This window comes from Variovorax sp. OV084 (assembly GCF_900111625.1).
Classification (GTDB): domain Bacteria; phylum Pseudomonadota; class Gammaproteobacteria; order Burkholderiales; family Burkholderiaceae_C; genus Variovorax.
This window is the reverse complement of the sequence record NZ_FOII01000002.1, coordinates 35,320-51,517: the sequence shown is the minus strand read 5'-3', so window position 1 is coordinate 51,517 and position 16,198 is coordinate 35,320. Positions and strand designations below refer to the sequence as shown.

The following is a 16,198-nucleotide window of genomic DNA, read 5'->3' as shown; positions in this document are numbered from 1 at the left end:
GTGGGAGCTGCGCAAAGCCCGAGATGTTACCCCGTTGAACCTTTGTATCTACTTGGCATGAGGGGCGGGGTTTACCCGGAATCCGGGTCTTGTCCGGGGCGTGGGAGGCGGCCCTGGTCGCCATAATCGTCCATGTCTTCGCGCCTTCCGCCTTCGACGCCTTCGGGCGCCATGGGCCTGCCCCATTCGATCGATTCGCCCGACATGTGCCGCGCGGGCCGCGAGCTGTTGTCCCTGGCGCTGATCGACGCGCGCAACCACACGCTGCACCTGCTGTCGCTCTACGAGGAGGCCCTGGGCGCCGAAGCGCTTGCCGTGCCGCCCGTGCCCGAGGAAGAGGGCGTGGTGCCGCCGGTCTGGCTGGCCGGCCACATCGGCTGGTTCGCCGAATGGTGGATCGGGCGCAACACCCAGCGCGCCTTCGGCGTCGACTGCCCGGTGCGGCCCACGCGCCTGGCGCCCATCGACCCCGGCGCCGACGACTGGTGGAACCCGTCGCAGAGCACGCCGGGCCGCCGCTGGTCGCCCGACCTGCCCGACCTCGCCCAGACCAAGGCCTACCTGCTCGAAACGCTGGAGAGCACGCTCGAGCTGCTCGAGAACGCGGCCGAGACCGATGCCGGCCTGTACTTCTACCGCCTCGCGCTGTTCCACGAAGACCTGCGCGGCGAGCAGTTCGTGGTGATGGCGCAGACACTGGGGCTGCCCCTGGGCGTCGAGCAGGCGCCCATCGCCGTCACGCGCGAGCCGCTGCTGCTGCCTGCCACGCGATGGGAATTGGGTTCGTCCGAGAGTGGCTTTGCCTTCGCACAGGAGCGCAGCGCGCATCGGGTCGACGTGCCCGAGTTCGAGATCGACGCGCAGCCCGTCACCTGGAACCAGTACATCGAATTCGTTGACGACGGCGGCTACGACCGCGAGGAGCTGTGGCATGGCGAAGGCTGGCGCTGGCTCGGGGCGCAGATCGAGGGCCGGCGCGGGCCGCGCCACGTCGAGCAGATCGGCGCGGCGCGCAACGGCACGGGCGGTTCGGTGCTGCAGCAGCGCTTTGGCGTGACAGTGCGTGCGGCAGGCCACCACAGCGCCGTGCACCTGAGCTGGTGGGAGGCCGACGCCTGGGCGCGCTGGGCCGGGCGGCGCATCGCGACCGAAGTCGAATGGGAGATTGCTGCGCACACGGCCGGGCGGCGTGGCTTCCGGTGGGCCGACGTTCACGAGTGGACGTCGGGCACGCTGCAGCCGTGGCCGGGGTATCGGGCCGACCCGTGGAGCGCAGGGGGAGAGTTCGATCCCGCGGCTGCTTTCGGCCGGGCGCGCGTGCTGCGCGGGGCTTCGTTCGCGACGCGTGCGCGCCTGCGTTCTCCGCGCCGCCGTGGCTTTGCGCTGCCCGAGCGTGACGACGGCTTCTTCGGCTTCAGAACCTGCGCGCTGTAGAGACAGTCAGCGCTCGCCGCCGGCTTCCGAAGACAGCGGCGGCGCCACTTCCTCCAGCGGCTTGCGCTCAGCATCGGCCGCATAGCGCAAGGCCAGCAGCCCCGCGACGATGACCAGCGCCGCGCCGATGCCGTAGCCCACCATCACCGCGCCCCGGCTGCCGGTTTCGATCAGCAGGCCGAACAGCAGCGGCGCAGCGAAGCCGCCCGCGCCCATGCCGACCGCGTAGAAGATCGCGATGGCCATGGCACGCATCTCGAGCGGAAACACCTCGCTCACCGTGAGGTACGCCGAACTCGCCGCTGCCGACGCCAGGAAGAACACCGCCGACCAGCACAGCGCCTGACCGCGCGCATCGAGCCAGCCCATCATGAAGGCCCAGCCCGTGAGCGCGAGGCCAACGCCCGCGAGTACGTACGTCAGCGCGATCATCCGGCGCCGGCCCACGCTGTCGAACAGCGGGCCCAGCAGCAGCGGCCCGAGCACATTGCCCAGCGCGAACGGAAAGATGTAGAGCGCCACGTCGCCTTCGGGCACGCCGTAGAAGCGCGTGAGCACCAGCGCATAGGTGAAGAAGATCGCGTTGTAGAAGAAGGCCTGCGAGATCATCAGCGCCAGCGCGACCATGCTGCGCTGCGGGTAGCGCCTGAGCAGCACGCGCGCCACTTCGCGCATCGACGGGCTGTTGGCGCGCGCGGCCGTGTAGTTCACGACAGAGCCTTGCGGCGCGGGCAGCGGACCGTGCTGGGTCTCGATCTCCGCTTCGATCTGGTCGACGATGCGTTTGGCCTCGTCGGCGCGTCCGTGTGCAATGAGCCAGCGCGGGCTCTCGGGCACGTCGCGCCGCACCAGCAGGATAGCCACCGCCAGCACCGCGCCCAGCGCAAAGCCCGCGCGCCAGCCCCATACCGGGCCGATCACGCGAGCGTTGAGCAGCACCAGGCTGAGCGCCGCGCCCAGCGCCGCGCCGATCCAGAAGCTGCCGTTGATCGCGAGGTTGACGCGCCCGCGCACGCGCGCCGGGATCAGTTCGTCGATGGCCGAGTTGATGGCCGCGTACTCGCCGCCGATGCCAAGCCCCGTGACGAAGCGGCACAGCGCGAAGAAAGCAAAGTTGGGAGAAAACGCCGTGGCCAGCGTGCCGACCGTGTAGACCACCAGCGTGATGAGAAAGAGCTTCTTGCGCCCGAGCCGGTCGGTGAGCCGGCCGAAGAGCAGCGCGCCGAGCACCGCGCCCGCCACGTACACCGAGCCCGACAGCCCGATCTCGCCGGCCGTGAGCCCCAGCGTGTCGGGCCGCTCCAGCACCGCGCCGATGGAGCCGACCAGAGTGACTTCGAGCCCGTCGAGCACCCAGGCCACGCCCAGCGCGATCACCACGCGCCAGTGCCAGCGCGACCACGGCAGGCGGTCCAGGCGGGCGGGGATGTCGCTGCTCAGTACCGTCATGCCTGCGATTCTGGGAGTCGGTCGCAGCGTCCGCTGTAGGACCGTGCCGGTCTATGATCCGCGCGCCGCGTGGGAGCGGCGACTACACCAATGGAGCGAGGGGAAACATGATCTGTCTCGATGGCGCGCATCGCCGCGCGTTCTGGCTTTGCACGCTTTTGGCTATTGCCGGCTTGACGGGCTGCGGCACGCCGCCCACTTACAAGAATCGTCCTGTCTCCGGCAGTTCGCCCGGGACTTTCGCACTCGCGCATGCCAAGGCGGTGGAAGAGCCGCGGCATGCGATGCGGCACCTGGACGATGCCAGGAGCATTGTCTACACGCAGTTGGAAGGTGGAGGTGGCCTGGCAGTTGGATTGCTGTTCGGCCCTCTGGGCGCGGCGGCCAATGCCGGCATGATCGACAGCAGGACGGGGCTCGATGCCCAGCGCCTGAAGGGCAAGCTCACGCTGGAACCTCGGCAGCTGTTCCTCGATGCCGCGATCCGCCAGGGGCTGGATGTCGCCGGCGCCGGTGCGGCGGGGCAAACGGGTGCAACACCCTATTTGCATGTGAGCAAGGCGAGCAACGAGCGGCTGCTGACGGCCGCGGCGGTCCGGCTGGAGCAGGGCGCAGGTGCCGACCAGTGGTCCGGTCTCTACATGTACCAGTTGCCATCTTCCTACACGCTGGATGATCTGGCCCAGCCCACCGAGGAAATCCAGCGCCGACTGAGCGCGGAAGCCGCACGGGGCTTTTCGGAACTCGCGGCCTTTATTGCGAAGGAGGGGCAACCCAAGGATGGATCGGGAAAGGTGGCGCCGGAAAAAGAATTCACCTATATCTCGGACCTGCTGACGCCACGCTTCGAAATCGAGATGCGTGGGCGCTTTATTGCAAGGTCGGAAGACCTGGTGTGGTTCAGGACCTTCGACGGCGTGTACGCCGTGCGTACCTCCAGCATCAAGATCAGGTCGGGCCGGATCTGACGGGTTGCCCCGTCGGATCGTGTCGGCCCCCGATCAGGCCGTCTCGGCCAGCGCGTCCGCCAGTGCGTTGACCATGCGGTCGATCTCGGCCTTCTCCGCGATGAAGGGTGGAGCGAGCTGGATGGTGTCGCCGCCGTAGCGCACGTAGAAGCCCTTCTTCCAGCAGTTCATCGCGATCTCGTACGGACGGCGTGCGGGCTCGCCCGGCAGCGCGGCGATCGTGATGCCGGCTGCGAGGCCGTAGTTGCGGATGTCGGCCACGTGCTTGCTGCCCTTCAGGCTGTGCACGGCGTTCTCGAAATGCGGCGCCAGCGCCTGCACGCGGCCGATCATGTCTTCCTTCTGCAGCACGTCGAGTGCGGCGATGCCGGCGGCACAGGCCACCGGGTGTGCGCCGTAGGTGTAGCCGTGCGGGAACTCGAGCATGTAGTCGGGGCCGCCTGCTGCCATGAAGGTGTCGTAGATCTCCTTGCTGGCGACTACTGCGCCCATCGGCTGCGCGCCGTTGGTCACCTGCTTGGCGATGTTCATGATGTCGGGCGTCACGCCGAAGGCTTCCGCGCCGGTGAGTGCGCCGCAGCGGCCGAAACCGGTGATCACTTCGTCGAAGATCAGCAGGATGTTGTTGGCCGTGCAGATGTCGCGCAGGCGCTTCAGGTAGCCCTTGGGCGGAATCACCACGCCGGCCGAACCCGCGAAGGGTTCGACGATGACGGCCGCGATGTTCGATGCGTCGTGCAGCGCGATCAGGTCGAGCAGGCGGTCGGCCAGCTCGGCGCCGTTCTCGGCCATGCCGCGCGTGAAGGCATTCGATGCGAGCTGCGTGTGCGGCAGGTGGTCGGCTTCGACGCCCTGGCCGAAGAGCTTGCGGTTGGCCGCGATGCCGCCGACCGAGATGCCGCCGTAGTTGACGCCGTGGTAGCCCTTCTCGCGGCCGATCAGGCGCGTCTTGCTCGCCTGGCCCTTGGTGCGCCAGTAGGCGCGCGCCATCTTCAGCGAGGTGTCGGCGGCTTCGGAGCCCGAGCCGGTGAAGAACACGTAGTCGAGGCCCGCGGGCGTCATTTCCTTGATCTTGTTGGCCAGCTCGAAGGAGAGCGGGTGGCCGAACTGGAAGGCGGGCGAGTAGTCGAGCTTGGCGATCTGGCGGCTCACCGCCTCGGTGATTTCGGGGCGGCCGTGGCCCAGGCCCGAGCACCACAGGCCCGAGAGGCCGTCGAAGATCTTGCGCCCGTCGATGTCGGTGAAGTAGGCGCCCTTGGCCTCCACGATGATCCGCGGATCGGCCTTGAAGTTGCGGTTGCCGGTGTAGGGCATCCAGTGCGCGTCGAGCCAGGCGGCGTCGGTGCGCGCGGTGGGCGTCGGTTCGATGGCGGGCGTTGCGAGGGTCATGGCGCTTCCCGCACGGGGCGGGCTCCGGGGGTGATGGGATGTGCCGATTGTTGGCAGAGCCTTCAGTGTGGAGAATGGCGCAATATCAATGTTCACTTGACACTTCATGCAAGTAAAGGCCAAAGCCCGAAGCGGTGCCCAAAACAGTGCCCGCAACCGCGCCGTATTGGGGCAGCTCAGCGACATGGACCTGCGCCTGCTCAAGGTGTTCAAGAGCGTGGTCGACTGCGGCGGCATGGCGGCCGCCGAGCTGGAGCTGAACATCGGCACCTCCACCGTGAGCCGCCATGTGAAAGACCTGGAGACGCGGCTGGGCCTCGTGCTGTGCCGGCGCGGGAGGGCCGGCTTTGCGCTCACCGCCGAGGGGCAGCGCGTATACGACGAGACGCTGCGCCTGCTGGCCTCGGTCGACGCCTTCCGCGGCAGCATCGACGACATCCACAACCGCATGGGCGGGCAGCTGGACGTGGCGCTGTTCGACAAGACGGCGACCAACCCGAAGGCGCGCATCGGCGAGGCGATCGCGCGTTTCACCGAGATCGCACCCGAGGTGACTCTGGCGCTGCACGTGGGCTCGATCAACGCCATAGAGCAGGGCGTGCTGGAGGGCAATTTCCAGATCGGCATCATCCCGGCGCATCGCAGCTCCAAGAGCCTTGTGTACGCCGACTTGTTCGACGAGACGATGCTGTTGTATTGCGGCGCGAAGCACCCGCTGTTCGGCGCCGATCACGCCAGGCTCACCTGGGCCAAGCTGCGCGAGCACCATTTCGCGGGGCTCGGCTACCACTCGCCGAACATGGAGTTGAGTCACCGCGCGAAGCTGTCGCGCAAGGCCACGGGCTTCGACCAGGAGGCGATTGCAACCTTGATTCTTTCGGGGCGCTTCCTGGGCTTTCTGCCCGACCACTACGCGCAGGTGTTCGAGCAGCGCGGGCTGATGAAAGCGGTACTGCCGGCGCGCTTCAACTATGCGTGCCGCTTCGTCAGCCTGTTGCGGCGTTCGCCGAAGCCGTCACGTGCGGTGCTGGCGTTTCAGGAATGCCTGGAGAAGGCGCACCGGTAAAGCAGGTCAGCGCTGCCCGCTCGGCAGCAACAGATGCTTGGCGCCGATATGCGCCTCCATCTCGTGCATGTGCTGCTCGGCATCGATCATGTGCTCGGACATCAGCCGGCGCACTTCTTCGGCGTCTTCCTTGCGGTAGGCGGCCAGCAGCTGCGTGTGATAGTCGACGTTGGCTTCGCCGAAGTGGTGGTGGTCCAGCGCCTTCTTGTAGACCACGAGGTCGCGCAGCAGGTCGTTGAGAAAACGGCACATGAAGGAGAGCACCGGATTGGGGCAGCTCTCGGCCAGCATCGTGTGAAAGCCGAGTTCGGCCTCGCGCTGCGTGCGCAGTTCGTCTTCGTTGGTCGGCTCGATCGTGCACAGCCGGACGTTTTCTTCCAGCTGCTCGAACTGCTCGGGTGTCAGTCGGCCCACCACGCTCACGGCCAGCTCGGGCTCCAGTGCCTTGCGCAACTGGTAGATGTGATGGCCGTCGAGATGGTGAAAGTGCAGGAAGTTGCGCAGCGGCTCCGATGCATGGTCCACCGACACCTGCTGCAGATACGCCCCGCCGCCGGGGCCGGTGCGGATGGAGACTAGGCCGCGCACCTCCAGCGCCTTCAAGGCCTCGCGCACCGTGCTCTTCGAATAGCCGAAAAGCTCGATCAGTTCTTTCTCGTTCGGCAGCCGGTCGCCGGGCTGCTTGCGCTCCGCCACGATCCAGCGCTTGACGTCTTCGACGATGACGTCCGAGAGCTTTTGCCGCTTCGGGCGGTTCTGCCCCACTCTCATTCACACGCTCCATGCCCATCGGGAGATGCGCGGGATGCGCAACAGCGGGCGATCTTAAACGGCGTCGTGCGACGGGGCGGTCTGGTTTTGGGCACAAGGATTGCTAGCGGGTTTTTACCAGCATATTAATCCGATTTATCCGCTTAAATTCGCCAGCGATCGCAGGCACCACCTTTCCCTTACTTCCCACCACGACCGGAGAACTCATGCAACGCAGACATCTTCTTCAGCTGGCCGCCCTGTCGGCTGCCCCCGCTTCGCTCCTGGGCGGCCGCGCCGCCTTTGCCCAGTCGGCGGACGCGATCCGCTTCGGCTGCCCGGTCCCGATGTCGGGTGCCTTCGCAGCCAATGGCAAGTTCGCCGACCTGGGCATGAAGCTGGCCATCGAGCAGTACGGCAGCGTGCTGAAGCGTCCGCTGGCCTACACGGTGCTCGACACCGAAGGCAAGCCGGCCACCGCGGTGCGCAAAGTGCAGGAAGCCTCGCAGCAGCAGGGCGCGAAGTTCTTCGCGGGCGGCATCCTCTCGTCGGAAGCGCTGGCCATGGGCAAGGAGGCCGAGAAGGCCGGCGGCCTGTTCATCACCACCGCCGGCGCCGATGAAATCACCGGCAAGGACTGCAACCCCGCCACCTTCCGCTGGTCGGTGCCCACCTTCGGCGCCATCGAGCAGACGGTGCGTCCGCTGATCGCCTCGATGCCCAAGGCCAAGCGCTGGTACACGATCACGCCGCAGTACGTGTTCGGCGACGGCCTGCTGAGCGCGGCCAAGAACATCTTCCAGGAGAAGGGCATCGAGCACGTGGGCAACAGCTACCACTCGCTCAACGAGAAGGAATTCAGCGGCTACCTCACCAACGCCATGGCCGCCAAGCCCGACGTGCTGCTGCTGCTGAACTTCGGTGCGCAGTCTTCGGCCGCGCTGCGCCAGGCGGTGAGCTTCGGCATGCACAAGAACATGACGATCCTCATGGCCTGGGCCTCGGGGCTGGAGCAGTTCGACGAGCTGGGCGCCGACCTGTGCGACGGCGTCTACTTTGGCGCGCAGTACTGGCACACGGCCGACACCTCCCTCAACAAGGACCTGGTGAAGCGCACCGCCGACAAGCTCAAGATCGTGCCCAACTACAGCCTCGCGGGCTCGTACGTCTGCACCAAGATCCTGATCGATGGCATCGTGAAGGCCGGCACCGTGGACCAGAAGGCGGTGATTGCCGCGCTCGAAGGCATGAAGTTCGACGGCCTCACCGGCACCGAGGAAATCCGCAAGGCCGACCACCAGGTCATCAAGGACTACTACCTGCTCAAGGGCAAGGCGAAGTCGAAGATGAAGGACGCTGCCGACTACGTCGACGTGGTGAGCTCGGGCAAGTCGTTCCTGCCCGTCGACAAGACCGGCTGCAAGCTGGCCTGAGCACGCAAGGACACCGACGCGCCCATGTCCGTCTACCTGCTCCAGACCATCAACGGAATCGGCATCGGCATGCTGTATTTCCTGCTGGCCGTTGGCTTGTCCATCGTGTTCGGCCTGCTGCGCTTCGTGAACTTCGCGCACGGGGCTTTCTATCTGCTGGGTGCCTACCTGTGCTACCAGGCCATGCAGTGGGGCCTGAACTTCTGGGTCGCACTGCTCGTGGTGCCGCTAGCCGTCGGCGCGCTGGGCTGGCTGGCCGAGAAGCTGCTGCTGCGCCGCGTGTATGCCAAGGCGCACGAATTCCACATCCTCGTGACGGTGGGCCTCGCGCTCGCGGTGCAGGAGATCGTGATCGTGTTCTGGGGCCCGCTGGGCAACAGCGTGGCCACGCCCGACCTGCTGCAGGGCGTGGTCATGTGGGGCGCCTTCGTCTATCCCAAGTACCGGCTGTTCGTGATCGGCTTCACCGCCGTGCTCGCGGTGCTGCTGTGGGGGGTGCTCGAAGGCACGCGCCTGGGCAGCGCGGTGCGCGCGGGCAGCGAATCGACCGAGATGGTGTCGCTGCTCGGCATCAACGTGTTCCGCGTGTTCAGCCTGGTGTTTGCGCTTGGCGCGGCCACTGCTGCGCTGGCCGGGGTGCTGGCCGCGCCGATTCGGGGTGCGGAGCCTTTCATGGGCGTCGAGGCGCTGAGCGTGGCCTTCGTGGTGGTGGTGATCGGCGGGCTCGGCAGCTTTGGCGGCGCGCTCGTGGGCGGGCTGGTGATCGGCATCGTTCAAAGCCTCATGAGCACCATCTGGCCGCCGGGGGCGAGTCTGATGATCTACATCGCGATGGCAGCCGTGCTGCTGCTGCGCCCGCATGGCCTGCTCGGCCGCAAAGGATGAACGACGTCATGCCGAGAAAAATCACATTCCTCCTGGCGCTGATCGCCGCGCTGGGCCTGCCGCTGGTGCTGAGCTCGGGCTCGCTCGCGAGCGAAGTGCTCATCTACGCGCTGGCAGCGCTGGGCTGCAACCTGCTGCTGGGCTACACGGGGCTGCTGTCCTTCGGGCAGGGCATCTTCTTCGGGCTGGGCAGCTACACCATCGCGATTCTGCTCACGCGCCTGCACCTGCCCATGCCGCTCGCATTGCTCGCGGCCATGGCCATGGGTGCGATCGGCGCGGCGGTGGTCGGCTGGGTTGCCATCCGCCAGCGCGGCACCTACTTCGTGATGCTCACGCTGGCCTTCGCGCAGATGTTCTATTTCATTGCCTACACCGCGACCGACCTCACGGGCGGCGACAACGGCCTGCTCGACGTGCCGCGCCCCGGCTTCATGGACACGCCGTGGAAGTACTACGCCTTCGTCGCGGTGATCTTCCTGATCGCCTTCGGCCTGCTGCTGCGCGTGACCGATTCGATCTTCGGCCGCACGCTGCTCGCCATCCGCGACAACGAGGATCGGGCCGCCGCCGTGGGCTACGACCTCAAGCGCTTCAAGCTGCTGGCCTTCATGATCTCGGGTGCCGTCACCGGTCTGGCGGGCGGGCTGCACGCCATGATGACCGGCATCGCGCCGCTGTCGAACGCCGAGTACCACACGAGCGAAATGATCCTGGTCATCACCGTGATCGGCGGCACCGGCAACCTGTTCGCCTCGGTGCTGGGCTCGGCCTTCTATGTGCTGCTGGCCGACTGGCTCTCCACGCTGTGGCCGCGCTGGCTGCTGCTGCTTGGGCTGCTGCTGATCGGCGTGAGCATCGGCATGCAGCGCGGGCTCTGGGGGCTGGGCGAGGGCATCTGGAAACGCATCTTCCGGCGGACGCCACCGGCTCCAAACGCGCCTGCCGCGCAAGGGGAGAAGGCATGAGCGACGTTCTCATCGAAGCCATTGGCGTCACCAAGCACTACGGCAAGTTCGCCGCGCTCGGCGGGGTCGACCTGAAGATCAGGCGCAACACCGTGCATTCGGTGATCGGTCCCAACGGCGCGGGCAAGACCACGCTGTTCCACATGCTCACGGGCACCGGCACGACCACTGGCGGCCGCATCCTGTTCGACGGCCACGACGTCACGCGCGAGCCCGACCACCGGCGCGTGCAGCGCGGCATGGCGCGCTCGTTCCAGGTCACGGCGCTGTTCCTCAGCCTGTCGGTGCGCGAGAACCTGCGCGTGGCGGCGCAGGGCGTTTCGCCGCGCCAGGCCATGAACTGCTGGCGCGCGCCAGTCGGCGAACTGGCCTGCACGCAGACGGTGGACGAGGTGCTGCAGCGCGTCGGGCTCGAACGGCTGGCGAACACGCCGGCCAGCGAGCTTTCGCATGGCCAGCAGCGCCGCCTCGAAGTGGGCATGGCGCTGGCCGCCAGGCCGAAGGCCATCTTCCTCGACGAGCCGACCTCGGGCATGGGCATCGACGACCTCGACGACATGAAGCAGCTCATTCGCAGCCTGCGTGACCGGCACACCGTGGTGCTGATCGAGCACAACATGAACATCGTGATGGACATTTCCGACACCGTGACCGTGATGCAACTGGGCCGCGTGCTCGCCGAGGGACTGCCGGGCGACATCCGTGCCGATGCGCGCGTGCGCACGGCCTATCTGGGCAACATGATCACCGGAGGCAAGGCATGAGCGGCCAGAACATCCTCGAAGTCGAAAAACTCCATGCGCACTACGGCAAGAGCCACGTGCTGCAGGGAATCTCGATGCGCGTGGGCGAGGCCGAGCTCGTCACGCTGCTGGGCCGCAACGGCGCGGGCAAGTCGACCACGCTCAAGAGCATTGCTGGTGCGGTCACCCCCACGAGCGGGCGCGTGCGCTTCCAGGGCGCCGACATCGCGGGCATGCCGCCGCACCGCATCGCCACGCGCGGCGTGTGCCTGGTGCCGGAGCACCGAGGCGTCTTCAAGCTGCTGACGGTAGAAGAAAACCTGCTGCTCGGCCTGCGGCGCGAATCGCCCTGGCAGCTGGCCGACATCTACCGCATCTTTCCGCGCCTGAAGGAGCGGCGGCGCAACGGCGGTGGGCAGCTCTCGGGTGGCGAGCAGCAGATGCTGGCCATTGGCCGCGCGCTCATGAACCACCCGCGCCTGCTGATCCTCGACGAGCCCGTCGAGGGCCTGGCGCCGGTGATCGTCGAGGAGATCGTCGCGCAGCTGAAGACCATCAAGGCGGCCGGCGTGGCCATCCTGCTGGTCGAGCAGAACCTCGAAGTCTGCGTGCAGCTGGCCGATCGCCACTACATCGTGGAGCAGGGCGTGATCGTGCACGAGGCCGGCAACGCAGCCTTCATGGCCGACCATGAAGTGAAAGACCGCTATCTGGGCGTGGGCCTTGCTTGAGGCTTCCCGCAACACTCATCCCTATCGCAAAGCCATGAACTCACACACTGAACTCCGCATCGACGGCCAGCGGCTCTGGAACTCGCTGATGGAACTGGCGCAACTCGGCGCCACCGAGAAAGGCGGCGTCTGCCGCATCGCGCTGACCGACCTCGACCGCCAGGGCCGCGACCTGTTCGTGCGCTGGGTGCGCGAGGCGGGCTGCGAAGTCCGCGTGGACGCCATCGGCAACATCTTCGCGCGCCGCGCCGGCCGCAATAACGCGCTGCCGCCCGTTACCACCGGCAGCCACATCGACACGCAACCCACCGGTGGCAAGTTCGATGGCAACTACGGCGTGCTCGCGGGGCTGGAGGTGATCCGAAGCCTGAACGACGCGAAGATCGAAACCGAGGCGCCGCTCGAAGTGGCGGTGTGGACCAACGAGGAAGGCTCGCGCTTCGTGCCCGTGATGATGGGCTCCGGCGTGTTCGCCGGTGCGTTCACGCTCGAGCATGCACTGGCGCAGTGCGACAACGACGGCGTCAGCGTGTCCGACGCGCTTGCCTCCATTGGCTACGCGGGCAGCACGCCCGCGTCGGCAACAACATCGCCGGTGGGCGCGTACTTCGAGGCGCACATCGAGCAGGGCCCGGTGCTCGAAGCCAACGAGCGCGTGATCGGCGTGGTCGAAGGCGCTCTCGGCCAGCGCTGGTACGACGTGGTGGTGCAAGGCATGGAAGCCCATGCCGGCCCCACGCCGATGGAGCTGCGCAAGGACGCGCTGCTGGCCGCCTCCGAACTCGTGATCGAGGTCAACCGCATCGCGCTCGCCCACGCGCCGCATGGGCGCGGCACGGTCGGCTGGATCGACAACTACCCGAACTCGCGCAACGTGATCCCGGGCCGCGTGAAGCTCAGCGTCGACCTGCGCGCGGCCGACGACGTGGTGCTGTCGGCCATGGACGCCGAACTGAAAGAAGCCGTGCAGCGCATTGCCACGAAGGGCAAGGTCGAGATGTCGGTGGAGCAGGTCGTGTACTTCCAGCCGCAGCCCTTCACTCCCAAGCTCGTGTCTGCCGTGCGCGAAGCTGCGCAGGCGCAGGGCATGACCTGGATGAACGTGATCAGCGGCGCGGGCCACGACGCGGTGTACCTCGCACGCGTGTGCCCCACGGCCATGATCTTCGTGCCTTGTCTCGACGGCATCAGCCACAACGAGATCGAGGACGCACAGCCCGACCATCTCGAAGCCGGCTGCAACGTGCTGCTGCAAGCCATGCTGCAAAGCGCGGGAGTCGTGTCGTGAAGGCGTGGAGCCGCGCCCTGATGGCGCTTGCCCTCGCGTGGTCCGTGGTGCCGGCAAGCGCTGCCGAACCCATCCTGGTGGGCCAGTCCGCGGTACTGACGGGGCCGCTGGCACCTAACAGCCTCGCGTTCATGGAAGGCCAGACGCTGTTGTTCGACCAGCTGAACAAGGCCGGTGGCATCGGCGGGCGGCCCGTCAAGATGATCACGTACGACGATGTCTATGCGGCCGACAAGGCCGCGGCCAACGCCGAGAAGCTGCTGGGCACCGACCGCGTGGTCTGCCTCTTCGGAACCATGGGCACGGGCATCGGTGCGGCCATGGCGCCCGTGGCGGCGAAATACGACAGCTTCATCTTCGGCGGGCTGACCGGTGCCGCGGTGCTGCGCGGGCCGAAGGTGCCGATCTATCACGTGCGCGAGTCGTACGCCGACGAAGTGCGCCGCGTGATGACCCATCTGGCGACGGTGGGCCTGACGCGCATCGCCATCGTCTCCAGCGACGACGCCTACGGCAAGGGCATCGAGAAGGACGCGATAGACGCGCTCCAGAAGAACGGGCTGTCCCAGGTGCTGGCGCTGCGCTTCGACCCGCAGGAAAAGGAACCGACGCGCGCCGCGCAGCAGATCATTGCCAGCGGCGCGCAGGCCGTGTACGTCATTGCGGCCGGCATGCCGGCGATCAACATGATCCGGGCGCTGGTCGCCGCGCCGATTCATCCGCAGATCTACACGAACTCGGTGGCCAGTTCTTTCCTGCTCTACAAGGAGCTCGGCGAGAAGAGCCGCGGCATCGTGCTGTCGCAGGTGATGCCGCCGTTCTGGAAGACCCGCTTCCCGATCGTCGACGAGTACCAGCGCGCGCGCAAGAGCGCGGGCAGCGAGGGCGAGGGCTCCTACCTGGGCCTGGAGGGCTACATCACGGCCAAGGCGTTTGCGGAAGCGCTGCAGCGTGTCAAGGGGCCGATCACCACCGAATCGCTCAGGCGAACCATCGAGACCTCGCCGCCCATGAACCTGGGTGGCTACATGCTGACGTTCAAGGCCGACAACCGCAACGGTTCGAATTTCGGCGACATCACGATGCTGGCAAGCGGCGGGAAGTTTGCTCAATGAAAGTCTTGATAGCGCGCCTCAACCACGAGACCAACACCTTCTCGCCCGTGCCCACGCCGCTCGCGGCCTTCGGGCCCGACGGGCCGACCTTCGGCGAGCAGGCTTACCGCGACAACAAGAGCATGCGCACGGCGATGTCGGCCTTCATCGACCTGGCCGAAGCGGCCGGCGCCGAACTCGTCACGCCGGTGTCGGCCTCGGCCAACCCGAGCGGGCCGGTCGACGCGCAGGCCTACACGCTGCTGACGCAATGCATCGTCGATGCGGCTGCGGGTTGCGATGCCATCCTGCTCGACCTGCACGGCGCGATGGTGGCGCAGAACAGCGCCGACGGCGAAGGTGACCTGCTGGTGCGCCTGCGCGCGGCGGCACCGGGCGTGCCCATTGGAGTGGCGCTCGACCTGCATGCCAACGTCACGCCCGAGATGGTGGAAAACGCGGACGTGATCGTCGGCTTCAAGACCTACCCGCACATCGACATGTACGAGACCGGCGAGCACGCCGGCCGCCTGCTGCTCGACCTGCTGGCCGGGCGCAGCAAGCCGGCGATGCGCTGGCACCGGCTGCCGCTGATGGCGCACACGCTGCGCAGTGCGTCGTTCACAGGCGCGATGCAGCGCGCCATCGAGGCGGCGCGCGAGGCCGAGAAGTCGGAGTCGCTCGCGGTGTCGATCCTGGCGGGTTTTTCGCTGTCGGACATCGAGTCGCCGTGCATGAGCGTGATCGTCGTCGATGCGCAGTCGCCCGAGCGCGCGCAGGCCACGGCCGACCGCATCGCCGCGCAGATGTGGAGCGAGCGCGAGGCCTTCATCTACCGCAGCGAACCGCTGGCGCAGTCGATCGGGCGCGCGAAGCTGATTGCCGAGGGCGCGACGCGCCCGGTGCTGCTGCTCGACCATGGCGACAACTGCATGTCCGGCGGCAGCTGCGACACCATGGACGTTCTGCAGGAGGCGCTGGCGCAGGGGCTGCACGGCATCGGCGTCGGGCCGCTGTGCGACCCCGAAGCGGTGGCGCAACTGGTCGAGGCGGGCGAGGGCGCGCAGGTGACGGTGGCGCTCGGCAACAAGGTCTCGCTCGAAGGCATCGGCCTCTCGAAGACGCCGGTGCGCCTGACGGGCACCGTGCGAACCATCAGCGACGGCGAGTACGTCATTACCGGTCCCACCTATACCGGCCAGCGCAGCAGCATGGGGCGCACGGTGCTGTTCGACATCGGCACGGCGCGCATCGTGGTGACCGAGCGCACGCAGGAGCCTTGGGATATCGGCGTCTTCGAATGCGCGGGGCTCGATCCGCGCAAGGAGCGCTTTCTGCTGCTCAAGTCGCGCATGTATTGCCGGCCGGTGTTCGAGCCGCTGTCGGCCGCGCTGGTGGAGTGCGACAGCCCGGGCGTCACGAGCTCGGACTACAGCCTGTTCCCGTTCAGCAAGGTGCGCCGGCCGGTGTTTCCGCTGGATGCGAACGCCTCGATGGACGCTGCAGCATGACCTGAGACGTCATCGACGCGAATCGCGTGCGACGCGACCATTCCTTCACCCCGCGATGTTGCGGGTCGAAACCCTCGAAAGGAATCGTCATCATGAACACCGCCGCACACGATGCCACCGCGATCGCCCAACGCTACATCGCCGTCTGGAACGAAACCGATGCCGCGCGCCGCGCCGCGCTGATCGAAGCCGGGTGGACGGCCAACGCCCGCTACGTGGACCCGATGGCGCAGGCCAGCGGGCACGAGCAGATCAGTGCGCTGGTCGGCGTGGTGCACCAGCGCTACCCGGGCTTTCGCTTCAACCTGCTGGGCAAGGCCGATGCGCACGGCGACCACTTGCGTTTTTCATGGACGCTGGGGCCGAGCGGAGCGGAAGACCTGATTCAGGGCACCGACTTCGTGCGGCTCGATGCAGGCAAGCTCAGTTCGGTGACGGGCTTTCTGGACAAGGTGCCGGTCGGCGCCTGAGCCTGAACGAAAACTGAAC

15 protein-coding genes are annotated in these 16,198 nt (G+C 67.1%); 12 read left to right on the top strand and 3 right to left on the bottom strand.

Going from position 1 to position 16,198, the window contains the following annotated elements:
- The first annotated feature begins 132 nt into the window (after positions 1-132).
- Positions 133-1,434, top strand: a complete 1,302-nt coding sequence (locus tag BMW87_RS06560; protein WP_256216692.1) for an SUMF1/EgtB/PvdO family nonheme iron enzyme — start codon at positions 133-135, stop codon at positions 1,432-1,434.
- Positions 1,435-1,440: 6 nt separating this feature from the next.
- Here BMW87_RS06560 and BMW87_RS06555 read toward each other — a convergent pair whose 3' ends face one another.
- Positions 1,441-2,883, bottom strand: coding sequence for an MFS transporter (locus BMW87_RS06555; protein WP_093075334.1), 1,443 nt, complete (start codon positions 2,881-2,883; stop codon positions 1,441-1,443).
- Positions 2,884-2,990: 107 nt separating this feature from the next.
- Here BMW87_RS06555 and BMW87_RS06550 point away from each other — a divergent pair, with 107 nt between their 5' ends.
- Positions 2,991-3,851, top strand: coding sequence for a hypothetical protein (locus BMW87_RS06550; protein WP_093075331.1), 861 nt, complete (start codon positions 2,991-2,993; stop codon positions 3,849-3,851).
- Between the two features lie 33 nt (positions 3,852-3,884).
- Here BMW87_RS06550 and BMW87_RS06545 read toward each other — a convergent pair whose 3' ends face one another.
- Positions 3,885-5,240, bottom strand: a complete 1,356-nt coding sequence (locus tag BMW87_RS06545) for an omega-aminotransferase AptA (RefSeq protein ID WP_093075329.1) — start codon at positions 5,238-5,240, stop codon at positions 3,885-3,887.
- Positions 5,241-5,346: 106 nt separating this feature from the next.
- On the opposite strand from BMW87_RS06545, the gene BMW87_RS06540 reads away from it, so the two are divergent.
- Positions 5,347-6,306 carry a LysR family transcriptional regulator gene (locus BMW87_RS06540; protein WP_093075326.1) on the top strand — a complete coding sequence of 320 codons (960 nt, stop codon included), beginning with the start codon at positions 5,347-5,349 and terminating at the stop codon, positions 6,304-6,306.
- A gap of 6 nt (positions 6,307-6,312) precedes the next feature.
- Here the strand turns inward: BMW87_RS06540 and BMW87_RS06535 are convergent, their stop codons facing one another.
- Entirely contained in the window at positions 6,313-7,077 is a 765-nt protein-coding gene (locus BMW87_RS06535; protein WP_093075324.1) for a FadR/GntR family transcriptional regulator, read from the bottom strand.
- A 206-nt stretch (positions 7,078-7,283) separates the two neighbouring features.
- Between BMW87_RS06535 and BMW87_RS06530 the strand changes: the two genes are divergently transcribed.
- The 9 genes from BMW87_RS06530 (at position 7,284) to BMW87_RS06490 (ending at position 16,179) form a co-directional block, all read left to right on the top strand.
- The gene (locus BMW87_RS06530) at positions 7,284-8,489 is read left to right on the top strand and encodes an ABC transporter substrate-binding protein (RefSeq protein ID WP_093075321.1); all 1,206 of its coding nucleotides are present in this window, start codon (positions 7,284-7,286) and stop codon (positions 8,487-8,489) included.
- Positions 8,490-8,513: 24 nt separating this feature from the next.
- Positions 8,514-9,374 (top strand): branched-chain amino acid ABC transporter permease, encoded by an 861-nt coding sequence (locus BMW87_RS06525; RefSeq protein WP_093075318.1) that lies wholly within the window; start codon positions 8,514-8,516, stop codon positions 9,372-9,374.
- 8 nt (positions 9,375-9,382) lie between these two features.
- Positions 9,383-10,342, top strand: a complete 960-nt coding sequence (locus BMW87_RS06520; RefSeq protein ID WP_093076048.1) for a branched-chain amino acid ABC transporter permease — start codon at positions 9,383-9,385, stop codon at positions 10,340-10,342.
- Positions 10,339-11,106 (top strand): ABC transporter ATP-binding protein, encoded by a 768-nt coding sequence (locus BMW87_RS06515; RefSeq protein ID WP_093050013.1) that lies wholly within the window; start codon positions 10,339-10,341, stop codon positions 11,104-11,106. The genes BMW87_RS06520 and BMW87_RS06515 overlap by 4 nt, the downstream gene beginning before the upstream one ends.
- Positions 11,103-11,816, top strand: coding sequence for an ABC transporter ATP-binding protein (locus tag BMW87_RS06510; protein ID WP_093050016.1), 714 nt, complete (start codon positions 11,103-11,105; stop codon positions 11,814-11,816). The genes BMW87_RS06515 and BMW87_RS06510 overlap by 4 nt, the downstream gene beginning before the upstream one ends.
- A gap of 34 nt (positions 11,817-11,850) precedes the next feature.
- The gene (locus BMW87_RS06505) at positions 11,851-13,104 is read left to right on the top strand and encodes a Zn-dependent hydrolase (RefSeq protein WP_093075315.1); all 1,254 of its coding nucleotides are present in this window, start codon (positions 11,851-11,853) and stop codon (positions 13,102-13,104) included.
- Entirely contained in the window at positions 13,101-14,219 is a 1,119-nt protein-coding gene (locus BMW87_RS06500; protein WP_143062569.1) for an ABC transporter substrate-binding protein, read from the top strand. The genes BMW87_RS06505 and BMW87_RS06500 overlap by 4 nt, the downstream gene beginning before the upstream one ends.
- Complete coding sequence (locus BMW87_RS06495) at positions 14,216-15,709, top strand: M81 family metallopeptidase (protein WP_093075310.1); 1,494 nt, start codon at positions 14,216-14,218, stop codon at positions 15,707-15,709. The genes BMW87_RS06500 and BMW87_RS06495 overlap by 4 nt, the downstream gene beginning before the upstream one ends.
- 92 nt (positions 15,710-15,801) lie before the next feature.
- Positions 15,802-16,179 (top strand): nuclear transport factor 2 family protein, encoded by a 378-nt coding sequence (locus tag BMW87_RS06490; RefSeq protein ID WP_093075307.1) that lies wholly within the window; start codon positions 15,802-15,804, stop codon positions 16,177-16,179.
- Positions 16,180-16,198 lie beyond the last annotated feature (19 nt).